Annotated in this window: 10 protein-coding genes; 3 read left to right on the top strand and 7 right to left on the bottom strand. The window is 72.7% G+C overall.

Annotated elements, in window-relative coordinates; genetic code table 11:
- Positions 1–1,170 carry an L-rhamnose isomerase gene (rhaI, locus tag AB0A65_RS16550; protein ID WP_359952110.1) on the bottom strand — a complete coding sequence of 390 codons (1,170 nt, stop codon included), beginning with the start codon at positions 1,168–1,170 and terminating at the stop codon, positions 1–3.
- Positions 1,167–1,547: an L-rhamnose mutarotase gene (locus tag AB0A65_RS16555; RefSeq protein ID WP_359952111.1), complete on the bottom strand. Its 381-nt coding sequence runs from the start codon at positions 1,545–1,547 to the stop codon at positions 1,167–1,169. The genes rhaI and AB0A65_RS16555 overlap by 4 nt, the downstream gene beginning before the upstream one ends.
- A 235-nt stretch (positions 1,548–1,782) precedes the next feature.
- Here AB0A65_RS16555 and AB0A65_RS16560 point away from each other — a divergent pair, with 235 nt between their 5' ends.
- Positions 1,783–2,790, top strand: coding sequence for a LacI family DNA-binding transcriptional regulator (locus AB0A65_RS16560; RefSeq protein ID WP_359952112.1), 1,008 nt, complete (start codon positions 1,783–1,785; stop codon positions 2,788–2,790).
- Positions 2,791–2,924: 134 nt separating this feature from the next.
- Entirely contained in the window at positions 2,925–4,433 is a 1,509-nt protein-coding gene (locus AB0A65_RS16565) for an alpha-N-arabinofuranosidase (RefSeq protein ID WP_359952113.1), read from the top strand.
- A gap of 42 nt (positions 4,434–4,475) precedes the next feature.
- Here the strand turns inward: AB0A65_RS16565 and AB0A65_RS16570 are convergent, their stop codons facing one another.
- Positions 4,476–4,967, bottom strand: a complete 492-nt coding sequence (locus AB0A65_RS16570) for an Lrp/AsnC family transcriptional regulator (RefSeq protein ID WP_359952114.1) — start codon at positions 4,965–4,967, stop codon at positions 4,476–4,478.
- A 98-nt stretch (positions 4,968–5,065) separates the two neighbouring features.
- On the opposite strand from AB0A65_RS16570, the gene AB0A65_RS16575 reads away from it, so the two are divergent.
- Entirely contained in the window at positions 5,066–6,262 is a 1,197-nt protein-coding gene (locus tag AB0A65_RS16575; protein WP_359952115.1) for an aminotransferase class I/II-fold pyridoxal phosphate-dependent enzyme, read from the top strand.
- On the opposite strand, the gene AB0A65_RS16580 is transcribed toward AB0A65_RS16575, so the two are convergent.
- Genes AB0A65_RS16580 through uca form a run of 4 tightly spaced genes read right to left on the bottom strand, consistent with a single transcriptional unit; the run spans position 6,244 to position 12,665 of the window.
- Complete coding sequence (locus AB0A65_RS16580; RefSeq protein WP_359952116.1) at positions 6,244–6,648, bottom strand: SUKH-4 family immunity protein; 405 nt, start codon at positions 6,646–6,648, stop codon at positions 6,244–6,246. The two genes, AB0A65_RS16575 and AB0A65_RS16580, sit on opposite strands and share 19 nt — an antisense overlap.
- Positions 6,645–7,397, bottom strand: a complete 753-nt coding sequence (locus tag AB0A65_RS16585; RefSeq protein ID WP_359952117.1) for a maleylpyruvate isomerase family mycothiol-dependent enzyme — start codon at positions 7,395–7,397, stop codon at positions 6,645–6,647. The genes AB0A65_RS16580 and AB0A65_RS16585 overlap by 4 nt, the downstream gene beginning before the upstream one ends.
- A 31-nt stretch (positions 7,398–7,428) precedes the next feature.
- On the bottom strand, positions 7,429–9,093 hold the full coding sequence (gene atzF, locus AB0A65_RS16590) for an allophanate hydrolase (protein WP_359952118.1): 1,665 nt from the start codon (positions 9,091–9,093) through the stop codon (positions 7,429–7,431).
- Between the two features lie 5 nt (positions 9,094–9,098).
- Complete coding sequence (gene uca, locus AB0A65_RS16595; protein WP_359952119.1) at positions 9,099–12,665, bottom strand: urea carboxylase; 3,567 nt, start codon at positions 12,663–12,665, stop codon at positions 9,099–9,101.
- Between the last annotated feature and the right edge of the window lie 7 nt (positions 12,666–12,672).

A 12,672-nucleotide genomic window follows, 5' to 3' on the forward strand; every position in this document is an offset into this window, starting at 1 on the left:
CTATGCGCCCCATCCGGCCTGCGCGCCGCCGACGCGGGCGGCCTTGATCTCGTCGGCGTAACCGGACGCGGCGTAGGCGGCGAGCGGGTCGGCGTCCAGGCCCTTCTCGGCGCGGACCTCGGCCAGGAGCGGGCGCACGTCGGTGTTGTAGGCGTCCATGAGGACCGCGTTCGCGCCGAGCACGTCCCCGGCCTGCTGCGCGGCCGCGAGGGCGTCGTGGTCGACCAGGAGGGCCTTGGCGGTCGCCTCCTGCACGTTCATGATCGAGCGGATCTGGCCGGGGATCTTCGGCTCGATGTTGTGGCACTGGTCGAGCATGTACGCGATGCCCGAGTCCGGGAGGAGTACGTCCTGGAGGGTCAGCTCGTGGAGGATGCGGAAGAGCTGGAACGGGTCGGCGGCGCCGACCATGAGGTCGTCGTCGGCGTAGAACCGGGAGTTGAAGTCGAAGCCGCCGAGCTTGCCCTCGCGCAGCAGGAACGCCACGATGAACTCGATGTTCACGCCGGGGGCGTGGTGGCCGGTGTCGATGACAACCTGGGCCTGGGGGCCGAGCTTGAGGCAGTGCGCGTAGGCGGTGCCCCAGTCGGGCACGTCGGTGGTGTAGAACGACGGCTCGAACAGCTTGTACTCCAAAAGGAGCCGCTGGTCGGCGCCGAGGCGGGCGTAGACCTCGGCGAGGCACTCGGCGAGGCGGTCCTGGCGCCCGGAGATGGAGTCCTGGCCGGGGTAGTTGGTGCCGTCGGCGAACCAGAGCTTGAGGTCGGTGGAGCCGGTGGCGTCCATGATGTCGACGCACTCGAGCAGGTGGTCCGTGGCCTTGCGGCGGACCTTCGCGTCGGGGTGGCAGACCGAGCCGAGCATGTAGTCGTCGTCCTGGAACGTGTTCGAGTTGATCGTCCCGATCTTCACGTTCAGTTCCGCGGCGTGGCGGGCGAGGTCGGCGTAGTCCGCGGTCTTGTCCCACGGGATGTGGAGGGCGACGGACCCGGCGGCGCCGGTGTACTTGTGGACCTGCGCGGCGTCGGCGAGCTTCTCGTACGGGTCGCGCGGGACCCCCTGCTGGGCGAAGACCTTGAAGCGGGTGCCGGAGTTGCCGAACGCCCAGGAGGGCATCTCGATGCTCTGGCCCGCGAGGACCTGCTTGGCGTGCGGGGTGCGGTCACTCATTTGCCGGCTCCTTCAGCCGCGGCGTCGGCCGCGGCCAGTTGGGTCTCCAGGTTGAACACTTCGGTGAGGACGTTGAACGCGTCGTCGGCGTGGGCCCCGTCGGTGCCCTCGAAGAACGGGGCCATCGACTCCTGCCAGCGGGCGTTGACGTCGGTGCGGGCCATGGCCTCGCGGGCGGCGTCGAAGTCGGGGGTCTCCAGGTAGCCGACGAGGAGGCCGTCCTCGGACAGGAACAGGGAGTAGTTCGTCCAGCCGGTCGCGGCGAGGGCGCGGAGCATGTCGGGCCAGACGGCGGCGTGCCGCTCGCGGTACTCCTCGATGCGGTCGGGCCTGACGCGGAGGGTGAAGCACACGCGGGTGGGTGGCGCAGCGGTCACGGGGTTCCTCCCTGAAGGGTGCGGGGCTCCGGCGTGTGAACGCCGTGTTTTTGAATCGTTTCATGAACGGATTTCGATAACGTAGAACGCGAAGCAAGCGCTTGTCAAGGCACGGCCGGGAACGAATTCGAACACGGTTCGGTATATGCTCCTCAAGCTCGCCGTTCGTGGTTGAACCGTTTCAATCAGCGGGCCGCCGGTGCCCCCGCCCCCCGATAGACTCATTGAGGTGACCATGACCACCACCAGTATGAAAGACGTCGCGCGAGCGGCCGGCGTCTCGGTCGGCACGGTCTCCAATGTGCTCAACCGGCCCGAGGCCGTCGCCGAGGAGACCAGGGCCCGCGTGCTCGCCGCCATCGCCGATCTCGGCTACGTGCGCAACGACTCCGCGCGCCAGCTGCGGGCCGGGCGCAGCCGGACCGTCGCGATCGTGGTCCTCGACGTCGCCAACCCGTTCTTCACCGACGTGGTCCGCGGCGCCGAGCCGCTCGTGGAGTCCGCGGGCGGCGTGGTGACCGTGTGCGACTCCGGCGAGGACGTGCGCCGCGAGCGCCGCCACCTGGAGCTCCTGGAGGAGCAGCGGGTCCTGGGCCTGCTCATCACCCCCGTGGACGACTCGTCGGCGTCGTGGATCGAGCGGCTCACCGGCCGCGACATCCCCGTGGTCCTCGTGGACCGCGGCGCGGGCAGGCACCCGCACTGCTCGGTGGCCGTGGACGACGTCGCGGGCGGGCGCCTCGCCGCTCGGCACCTCGTGGAGCGGGGCCACCGCAAGATCGCGTTCATCGGCGGGCCCTCGGCGATCCCGCAGGTGGCCGACCGGTACGAGGGCTGCCGGGAGGTGTGCGCGGAGTCCGGCACCGAGCTGGAGGTGTTCGCGACCCCGGGCCTGAACTTCCAGGCCGGGCGCGAGGCGATCGAGGCGATGCTCGGGCGCGAGGACCGGCCCACGGCCGTGTTCTGCGCCAACGACCTCGTGGCGCTCGGCGCGCTCCAGGGGCTGACCATGCACGGCGTGAAGGTGCCGCAGGAGTGCGCGATCGTCGGCTACGACGACATCGACTTCGCCGCGGCCGCTGCCGTGCCGCTGTCCTCGGTCCGCCAGCCGCGCGCGCAGCTCGGGCGCACCGCCGCGCAGCTGCTGTTCGACGAGATCGCCGAGGGCGGCGACCACACGCACCGCAACGTGGTGTTCCAGCCGGAGCTCATCGCGCGGGCCTCGACGGCGCTGGAGCTGTAGGCCGGAACTCTCCGGCCCCCGGGACTGTACCGGTAAAGCGATCTTTGGTAGCGTCACCGCTACCGGGCCGTGTCGCGCCCGGGTTACCGCTCACCACGCAGCCTTGTCACTGCACCGTCCTTCCGGAGGCGATCATGGCCGACCACCACCGCGCACGCATCGAGTTCGACCCCCGCTTCACCGTCGCCGAGGTCCCCGACAGGTTGTTCGGGTCGTTCGTCGAGCACCTCGGCCGGTGCGTCTACACCGGCATCTACGAGCCCGAGCACCCCGCGGCGAACGCCGACGGCCTCCGCGAGGACGTCCTCGAACTCATCCGCGAGCTGGGCCCGACGATGGTCCGCTACCCCGGCGGGAACTTCGTGTCCGGCTACCGGTGGGAGGACGGCACCGGCCCCAAGGAGGACCGGCCCCGCCGCCTCGACCTCGCATGGGGCACCACCGAGACCAACCAGTTCGGCCTCGGCGAGTTCATGAAGTTCTGCCGCGCCGCCGGCGTCGAGCCGAACATGGCCGTCAACCTCGGCACCCGCGGCCTCCAGGAGGCCCTGGACCTGTTCGAGTACGCCAATCACCCGTCCGGCACGTACTGGTCGGACCTGCGCCGCTCCCACGGCGACGAGGAGCCCTACGGCATCAAGCTGTGGTGCCTGGGCAACGAGATGGACGGCCCCTGGCAGATCGGCCAGCGCACCGCCACCGAGTACGGCCGCATCGCCGACCAGACCGCGCGGTCGCTGCGGTTCATCGACGGCACCGACGACCTCGACCTGGTCGCGTGCGGCTCGTCCTCGCGCGGGATGCCGTTCTTCGGCGCGTGGGAGAACGAGGTCCTGACGCACACGTACGACTCGGTGGACTTCATCTCCGCGCACGCCTACTACCACCCGCTCGACGGGGACGTCACGAGCTTCATGGCCTCGGCGCAGGACATGGAGCTGTTCATCGACGGGGTCATCGCCACGGCCGACGCGGTGGGCGCGAAGCTGAAGAGCGACAAGAAGATCAACATCTCGTTCGACGAGTGGAACGTGTGGTACCAGACCGCGCCGACCGGCGAGCGGCCCGAGCCGTGGTCGGTGGCGCCGCGGCAGCTGGAGGACTCCTACTCGGCGATGGACGCGGTCGTGTTCGGGTCGCTGCTGATCACGCTGCTGCGCCGCTGCGACCGGGTCACCGCGGCGTGCCTCGCGCAGCTGGTCAACGTGATCGCGCCGATCATGACCGAGCCGGGCGGGCCCGCGTGGCGCCAGACCACGTTCTTCCCGTTCGCGGAGGCGTCGAAGTGGGGCCGCGGGACGGTCCTGAACGTGAACGCCTCCTCCCCCGGGTTCGACACGAAGAAGTACGGGGAGGTGTCGGCGCTGCACTCGGTCGCGGTGGCGGGCGAGGACGGGTCGGTGACGGTGTTCGCGGTCAACCGCGACCTGGAGACGCCGATGACGCTGGAGATCGACGCGTCGTCGGTGTCGGCGGCGGACGTGACGGTGTCGACGCTGACGGACGCGGACCGGCACGCGAAGAACACGCTGGACGACCAGACGCGCGTGGCCCCAGCCGCGAACGACAGCGTCGTCGTCAAGGACGGCGTGATCACCGTGGAGCTGCCCGCGATGAGCTGGAACACCATCCGCATCGCCTAGGGACGCAATGAGGGAGGCCCGGACCGCGGTCCGGGCCTCTCGTCATGTCCGGAGGAGGCCGCGGCCGTCGCGGACCTCGAAGACGAGCTGCGTCTCGGTCTGGCGGACCATCGGGTGGACGGTGATGTGCTCCAGGATGAGGTCGCGCAGGGCCTCGGGCCCGGCGACCGCGACGTGCAGGAGGAAGTCGTCGTCGCCGCCGACGTGGAAGACCGTGAGGACCCCGGGGAGGGTGGTGAGGCGGTCGTAGAGGTGGTGGACGAGTTCGCGGCTGTGGGAGCCGAGGCGGACCTTGACGATCGCGTGGAGGGGGCGGCCGAGGGCCTCGGGGCTGATGGCGGCGCGGATGCCGGTGACGACGCCGGATTCGCGCAGGGCGCGGACGCGGTAGGCGCAGGTGGACTCGGCGACGCCCGCGCGGGAGGCGATGGCGGCGTTGGTCATGCGCCCGTCCTCGGCGAGGGCGGCGAGGATCGCCAGGTCGGTGCCGTCGAGCGGGACGGGTTGCGTTTTCTTCGACCGCACGTCGGACATGTCGGCTCCTTCCGCGGAATCCGCACGGGTATCGGCCCCTGCCGGGGGTTTCCGCGGCAAGTATTGCAGCAGGTTGGGGATCTGCCTAGAGTCCGGTCATGACTTCGCCGTGGCTGCAACCCGACACGATCGCCGTTCACGCCGGCCGCGAGGACCTCGCCGGACTCGGCGTGCACGCCCTCCCGATCGACCTCTCCACCACCAACCCGCTGCCCGACATCGAGGCGGGCGGCCTCTCGTACGAGGCGATGGCCTCCGGCGGGACGCCGACCCCCGAGGGCGGCAACGTGTACGCGCGGCTGTGGAACCCCACGGTCGCGCGGTTCGAGTCGGCGCTCGCGCAGCTGGAGCGGACCGAGGAGGCCGTGGCGTTCTCCTCGGGCATGGCGGCGATGACCGCGGCGATCCTCGCGATGACGGCGAGGACCGGGCGGCGCCACGTGCTGGCCGTGCGGCCCCTGTACGGCGGGACCGACCACCTCCTGTCGACGGGCCTGCTGGGGACCGAGACGACGTACTGCACGGCGGGCGGCGTGGCCGCGGCGCTGCGGCCGGACACGGCGATGGTGGTGCTGGAGACCCCGGCGAACCCCACGCTGGAGCTGGTCGACATCCGCGCGGTCGTCGAAGCGGCGCAAGGGGTCCCGGTGCTGGTGGACAACACGTTCGCGACGCCGGTGCTCCAGAACCCGGCCGACTTCGGGGCGTCGCTGGTGCTGCACAGCGCCACGAAGTACCTCGGCGGGCACGGCGACGTGATCGCCGGGGTCATCGCGTGCGGGGCCGAGACCGCGGCCGCGCTGCGCCGGGTCCGGGCCGTCACGGGCGGGCTGCTGCACCCGCTCGGCGCGTACCTGCTGCACCGCGGGCTGACGACGCTGCCGGTGCGGGTCAGGGCCCAGCAGGCCGGGGCCGAGCGGGTCGCGGCGTGGCTGCGCGAGCATCCGGCGGTGGCGCGCGTGCACTACCCGAGCGGGGACCCGCTGCTGGGCGTGCAGATGCGCGGGCCGGGCGCGATGATCGCGGTGGACCTGCGCGGCGGCTTCGAGCAGGCGAAGCACGTGACGGGCGCGGTCGGGCTGTTCACGCACGCGGTCTCTCTGGGCGGGGTGGACTCGCTGATCCAGCACCCGGCGGCGCTCACGCACCGGCCCGTGGCGGCCGACGCGAAGCCCGCCGACAGCGTCGTCAGGCTCTCGATCGGCCTCGAATCGCCCGAGGACCTCATCGCGGACCTGGACCGGGCGCTCGCGGCGCACCGCCCGGCCGCGGTCGCTCACAGCGGCAGGGCGTAGCCCAGCTCTTCGGCGGCGACCGACCAGAAGCCGTTCTCGTCGGCCACGGCGGTCTCGTCGACGGCGGCGAAGCGTTCGAGGAGGGCGTCGGTGAACGCGTCGCCGGGGTCCTCCTCGTCGTCGCTGAACCCGTTCGCCGCCAGGCGTTCGGCCTCGGCGGCGGCCTCCTTGTAGATCGCGGCGCAGGCGTCGAACGCCTCGCGGCTGGCGTTCACCGGGGACGGCTCGCCGCCCTCGGGCAGGAGCCACACGGAGCCGTCGGCGCGGTCGACGCCGACGGCGCTCAGGCCCGGGTCGACCGCGAGGAGGTCGAAGTCGCGGCCGCCCACGCGTGATTGCGGGAGCGGCGCATCCTGCCACTGACCGGGGTAGGGGAGGTCGGTCACTGCGCGAAGCTCTCGACCATGTTGTAGAGCGCCTGTGCCGCATCGGCTTTGCCGTCCACGGCGGGCGCGTCGGCCGGGACGCGCCGCCACAGCCACTGGAGCAGCTCCCCCGGCGTGCCGGACACCGTGGCCTCGGCGCCGGAGGTGACGCCGTCGGCGACGTCGATCCCGACGGCGCTGACGACCACGGTCCATTCGCGGTCCCCCGCGTCGAGCGCGACTTCGAGGCCGAGGTTCGCGGCGATGTCGTCGGCGACCCACTCGCGGTAGGCGCGCGAGCCCCACGCCAGCATCACGGTGGCCATCTCGTCGATCCCGTCCGCGGCGAGCGCCGGGTCGATCGCGGTCACCGGGAGCGAGGCGGCGAGTTCGGCGTCCACGCGGTGGATCACCGTCTCCTGCGCCATGCGCCTGATCCAGAACCCGACGGTCTGGTCGGGCCCGTACCAGGTGTACGCCAGGCTGTCCGGGCCCCGGTCGTCGAACTCAGCGAGGAGCTCGGCCAGCGCGGCGTCGAACCGCTCGACGGGCGTGCCGGTCCGCTCGATGCCGTCAGCTTCGGCGGGTTCGCGCAGCAGCCGCATCGACTGGATCTTGTGGTCGTACACCTCGGTGACGTGGTCGAGCAGGTCGGTCGCGGTCCACTCGGGACAGCTGGGCACCCGCGCCGCGGGGTCGGCCGCGAGCGCGGCGGTGCGGAAGCGGGCGGCCTCGGTGACCAGGTGCGCCTGGAGCGCAGGGAAGTCCATGCGCCGATCCTCGCACACGGGTACGACAGCGTCAGCCGCGACGGGCGCGCCAGCCTCCGGTGGCGGTGATGTCCTCGCCTTCGGGGGTGTTGGCGACGAAGCCGGTGGTCCAGGTGCCGTCGGCGAGTTCGACTTTGCCGAGGGTCATGGGGGCGGGGAGGGCGGTGAGGAAGGTGCCGAGGGCGGCGGGGCTGAGGAGCCAGCGTTCGCCGGGGAGGGAGGCGCCGTCGCCGGTGCGGACGACGAGGGGTTTGGGGGGCGTGGTGTCGAGTTCGTACATGCGGTAGGCGGGGGCGGTGGCGACGGGTCCGGCGAGGCGGGCGCCGAGGGCGGTGAGCTGGTGGTTGAGGGGCATGCCGGTGAGGTGGGCGCCGAAGACGACGAGTTCCGCGGCGGGGGCGAGGAGGGGCGCGGGGGCGTCCTGGTAGCGGGCGGCGAGGTCGATCGCGACCTGGTCGTGGAAGGCCGGGACGATGACGCTGACGCCGAAGCCCTTGGTGCCCGTGGTCCCGGCGGGGACGGCGACGGCGGCCATGTCGAGGAGGTTCACGAAGTTCGTGTAGGTGCCCATGGCGGCGTTGACGGCGATGGGGTCGGCCTGGACTTCGGCGATGGTGGGGTGGAGCGGTGCGGTGGGGAGCAGGAGCGCGTCGAAGCCGTCGAGGATGTCGGCGGCCTGGAGTCGGGCCTCGCGCAGGCGCTGCTGGTCGGCGACGAGGTCGGCGCCGGTGAACTTCCCTGCGCCCCTGACGATCTCGGCGACGATGGGGTCGGCGTCGGGGCCGGTGATGCGGGTGCCGAACGCGGCGGCGCGTTCGGCGAGGAGCGCGCCTTCGTAGAGGAGCAGCGCGGCGTCCAGGAGCGGTTGGACGTCGATGGGGACGAGTTCGGCGCCCGCGGCGGTGAAGCGGGCCAGCGCGTCCCGCCACAAGGGCTGGAAGTCGGGGTCGAGGGCGGCCAGGTCGGCGTCGAGCGGGACCGCGATGCGGGGCGCGGGCGGGGCGGCGAGCGGGAGGTCCGCGGGCCAGGGGCGCGAGGCGGGGTCGCGGGGGCTGGGGCCGGTCATGACGCGCAGGGCCTCGGCGGCGAGGGCGAGGTCGGGGGCGAAGACGGTGAGGCAGTCGTAGGAGGGGCAGGCGGGGACGACGCCGTCGACGGGGACGAGGCCGAGGCTGGCCTTGATGCCGGTGAGCCCGTTGAGGGCGGCGGGGACGCGGCCCGATCCGGCGGTGTCGGTGCCGAGCGCGAAGTCCGCGATGCTGAGGGCGACCGCGACGGCCGAGCCGGAGGAGGAGCCGCCGGAGATGCGGGCGGGGTCGGCGGCGGCGCGGACGGGCCCGTAGGGGCTGCGGGTGCCGACGAGGCCGGTGGCGAACTGGTCGAGGTTGGTCTTGCCCAGGCAGATCGCCCCGGCCGCGCGGAGGCGGGCGACGGCGGTGGCGTCGCGGTCGGGGGTGTACGCGAAGGACGGGCACGCAGCGGTGGTAGGGAGTCCGGCGACGTCGATGTTGTCCTTGGCGGCGAAGAGGAGCCCGGCGAGGGGCAGGCCCTCGTCGATGCTCGCGGCTTCGGCGAGGACGTCGGCCTTGTCGCGCAGGCTGATCCAGACCTCGGGCCGGTCGGCCTCGCCGATGCGGGCGTAGGCGGCCTCGACGCGTGCTGCGGTGTTCACTCGGTCCCCTGTCTCGTTGTCCATTGCGTCTATCCGATGACCAGCAGCGGCGCGCCGGGCGCGGCCTGCTCGCCGGGCCGGGCGAGGACGCGGCGCACGGTCCCCGCGACCGGGCAGGCCACGGGCATCTCCAGTTTCATCGCTTCGAGCACGACGACGGCGTCCCCGGCGGCCACGGTGTCGCCTTCGTCGACGTTGACGCGCCAGACGCTCGCGGCCATGGGCGCCTCCACGAGGGTCTCACCGGGGGCGAGCTCGATGGCGTCGGCGCCGCCGGGGGCGGGCTCGGTGTGGTCGCGGTCGAACTCCCCCGCGTCGGCCCAGCGCTGCCGTTCGGCCTCGAACGCGGCGGCCTGGCGGGTGCGGAACGCGTCGATGGACCCGGCGTGGCCGGCGAGGAGGCGCCGGTAGTCGGCGTACGCGAACGTCCCTTCGCGGATGTCGATCTCGGCGCGCCCGGCGGCGAGGTCGCGGCGGGTCTCGGCGAGCTGCTCTTCGGAGACGCGCTCGAATATGACGCGGTCGAAGAACCGCAGGAGCCACGGCAGGCCGTCCTTGAAGGAGGCGAGGTCGCGCAGGCCCGCCCAGATGGGGGCGGTGCGGCCGACGAGCTGGTAGCCGCCCGGGGAGTCCATGCCGTAGATGCACATGTAGGAGCCGCCGATGCCGACGGTGCCTTCGGCGGTCCAGGTGCGGGCCGGGTTGTACTTGGTGGTGACGAGGCGGTGCCGCGGGTCGACGGGGACGGCCGCGGGCGCGCCGAGGTAGACGTCCCCGAGGCCGAGGACGAGCCATTCGGCGGCGGTGGCGATCTCGGCGACGTCCTCGATGGAGTCCAGGCCGTTGATGCGGCGGATGAACTCGATGTTCGAGGGGTTGAACAGGGCGTCGTCGCGGACGTTGGTGGAGTAGCGGGCGATGGCCTCGTCCACGACGGCGTCGTTCCAGGAGATCGGCAGGCGCACTTCACGGGACGGGACGGTCATGTCGCCGGTGTCGGGCAGGTCCGCTTCGAGCTCGGTGAGGAGCCCGGTGAGGGTGCGGATCGGAAGCACGTCGGGGTCGACGTGCAGGTGGAGGGAGCGCACGCCAGGGGTGGTGTCGATGAGCCCGGCGGGGTTCGCGGCGGCGAGGGCGCCCATGAGGGCGCCGACCCGCATGCGCAGCGCCAGGTCGAGGTGCATGGGCCCGTATTCGAGGAGCACGGCGTCGTCCCCGGCGCGGCGGTAGGCGACGGCGGGCCGGTCGTCCCCGGCTTCGATGAGCGCGAGGGTAGCTTCGTCGCGGGCGGCGTTCACGAGCGGGACGGGTGCGGCGGTGGGCTTGGCGCGCAGGCGGTCCGCTTCGGCTTCGGCGACGGGCAGGAAGCGGACGGCGTCGCCGGGGCGCAGCTGCCCGAGCTTCCACCGGTCGGAGGTGGTGACGGTGAACGGGCACGCGAACCCGCCGAGGCTGGGCCCGTCGGGGCCGAGGAGTGCGGGCGTGTCGCCGGTGAAGTTCACGGTGCCGACCGAGTACGGGTTGTCGTGGAGGTTCGAGGGGTGGAGCCCGGCGTCGCCGCCGTCGGTGCGGGCCCACTCGGGGCGGGGGCCGTCGAGGCGCACGCCGGAGCGTCCGGCGTGGACCTGCACGGACCACTCGGCCGCGTAGATCCGCTCCATGTCCGCGACGGTGAAGTAGTGCGGGGCGGGCTGCGGGCCGGGGGTGACGGCGAGGGTCCACTCGTGGCCGAAGGACGGGCGGTCCGCCGCCGGGACCGGGGAGGCGGGCCCGGCGGCGGCGATCGGGAGGAGGCGGTCGCCCGCGCGCAGCTGGTCGCCGGTGTAGCCGCCGATGCGCCCGGGCGGGAACGTCGAGGCCGAGCCGAGGAACATCGGGACGTCGAGGCCGCCTTGGAAGAGCACGTAGGTGCGGGCGCCCGCATCGGTGATCTGCCCGACCGCGAGCTCACCGCCCGCGGGGACGTCGATGGGGACCCACTGCTCGACGGGCGCGCCGTCGAGCGTGACGGCGGCGGGGGCGCCGGTGACGCACACCGTCACGGGCACGCCGAACCGGAGCGTGGGGCCCGCGATCGTGCATTCGAGGCCCGGGACGCCCTCGTCGTTGCCGAGGGCGCGGTTGCCGAGCCGGAACGACAGGTCGTCCATCGGCCCCGACGGCGGCACCCCGACCTGCCAGTACCCGATGCGGCCCGGGAAGTCCTGCACGGTGGTGAGGACTCCGGCGCTGATGACGTCGATGCGCGGCGAGGCGTCCTGGATGGTCGCGACGGTGCCCGTGTCGTGCTCGACGGCGAGCACGCGGGGGTCGACGGCGGCGGCGCGGAGCTGCCCGAGGTTGGTGTGGACCCCTTCGATCCGGGTGTCCCCCAGGGCGTCCGCGAGGGCGGCCCAGGCGGCTTCGCGGGTCGCACCGGTGGTGATGATCTTCGCGAGCATCGGGTCGTAGACGGCCGGCACTTCGAGGCCGCGTTCGATCCACGTGTCGACGCGCGCCGATTCGGGGAGGTCCACGCAGGTGAGGAGGCCGGCGCTGGGCAGGTGCCCGCGGGCGGGGTCCTCGGCGTAGACGCGGGCCTCCACGGCCGCGCCGGTGACGGCGGGGCCGCTGTCGGGGAGGCCGTCGAGGAAGCCCGTGTCGCCCGCGGCGGCGCGGATCATCCACTCCACCAGGTCGATTCCGAGGACCGCCTCGGTGACGGGGTGCTCGACCTGGAGGCGGGTGTTGAACTCCAGGAACGACGCCTCCTCGCGGTCGGCGTCGTAGATGAACTCCACCGTGCCCGCCGACAGGTACTTCGCCTCGGCCGCGAGCGCGCGGGCGGCGGCGTGCATCCCGTCCCGGACCGCGTCGGGGAGCCCGGGGGCGGGGGCCTCCTCGACGACCTTCTGGTGGCGGCGCTGGAGCGTGCAGTCGCGGTCGGCGAGGGAGACGACGCGGCCTTCGCCGTCGCCGAAGACCTGGACCTCGACGTGCCTGGCGTGCAATACATAGCGTTCGATATATACCGAGTCGTCCCCGAAGTTGTCGGCGGCGAGGCGCTTCACGGACGCGAACACCTCCGCCAGGGCCTCGGGGTCCTCGGCGACGCGCATCCCGATGCCGCCGCCGCCCGCGGAGGCTTTCACGATGACCGGGTAGCCGATGGACTCCGCGGCTTTGACGGCATCGGCGGCGGTGTCGAGCGCGGCGGTCCCCGCGGCGAGCGGGACCCCGGCGAGGGTGGCCGCCTCGCGGGCGGTCACCTTGTCGCCGAACTGCTCCAGCTGCCCTGGGGTGGGTCCGATGAACACCAGACCAGCTTCGGCGACGCGGCGCGCGAACTCGGCGTTCTCGGCCAGGAACCCGTACCCGGGGTGGACGGCCTGCGCGCCGGTGTCCTTGGCGGCGGACAGGATCCCGTCCACGTTCAGGTAGGACTCGGCGGGGGCCGCGGGCCCCACGCACACCGCCTCGTCGGCCTCGCGCACGTGCAGCGACGCCGCGTCGGCCTCGGAGTAGACGGCCACCGTCTCGATCCCGAGCCGGTGGGCGGTCCGGGTGATCCGCCGGGAGATCTCGCCGCGGTTGGCGATGAGGATGCGCTCGAACATGGGTCTC

Origin of the sequence: Glycomyces sp. NPDC047010, assembly GCF_040644205.1 — a bacterium.
Taxonomy (GTDB): domain Bacteria; phylum Actinomycetota; class Actinomycetes; order Mycobacteriales; family Micromonosporaceae; genus Glycomyces.

Excerpts from the sequence above, each read along its gene's own strand:
- rhaI (WP_359952110.1), bottom strand. The coding sequence starts at position 1,170 with ATGAGTGACCGCACCCCGCACGCCAAGCAGGTCCTCGCGGGCCAGAGC.
- AB0A65_RS16565 (WP_359952113.1), top strand. The coding sequence starts at position 2,925 with ATGGCCGACCACCACCGCGCACGCATCGAGTTCGACCCCCGCTTCACC.
- AB0A65_RS16560 (WP_359952112.1), top strand. The coding sequence starts at position 1,783 with ATGACCACCACCAGTATGAAAGACGTCGCGCGAGCGGCCGGCGTCTCG.
- uca (WP_359952119.1), bottom strand. The coding sequence starts at position 12,665 with ATGTTCGAGCGCATCCTCATCGCCAACCGCGGCGAGATCTCCCGGCGG.
- AB0A65_RS16585 (WP_359952117.1), bottom strand. The coding sequence starts at position 7,397 with ATGGACTTCCCTGCGCTCCAGGCGCACCTGGTCACCGAGGCCGCCCGC.
- AB0A65_RS16575 (WP_359952115.1), top strand. The coding sequence starts at position 5,066 with ATGACTTCGCCGTGGCTGCAACCCGACACGATCGCCGTTCACGCCGGC.
- atzF (WP_359952118.1), bottom strand. The coding sequence starts at position 9,093 with ATGGACAACGAGACAGGGGACCGAGTGAACACCGCAGCACGCGTCGAG.
- AB0A65_RS16570 (WP_359952114.1), bottom strand. The coding sequence starts at position 4,967 with ATGTCCGACGTGCGGTCGAAGAAAACGCAACCCGTCCCGCTCGACGGC.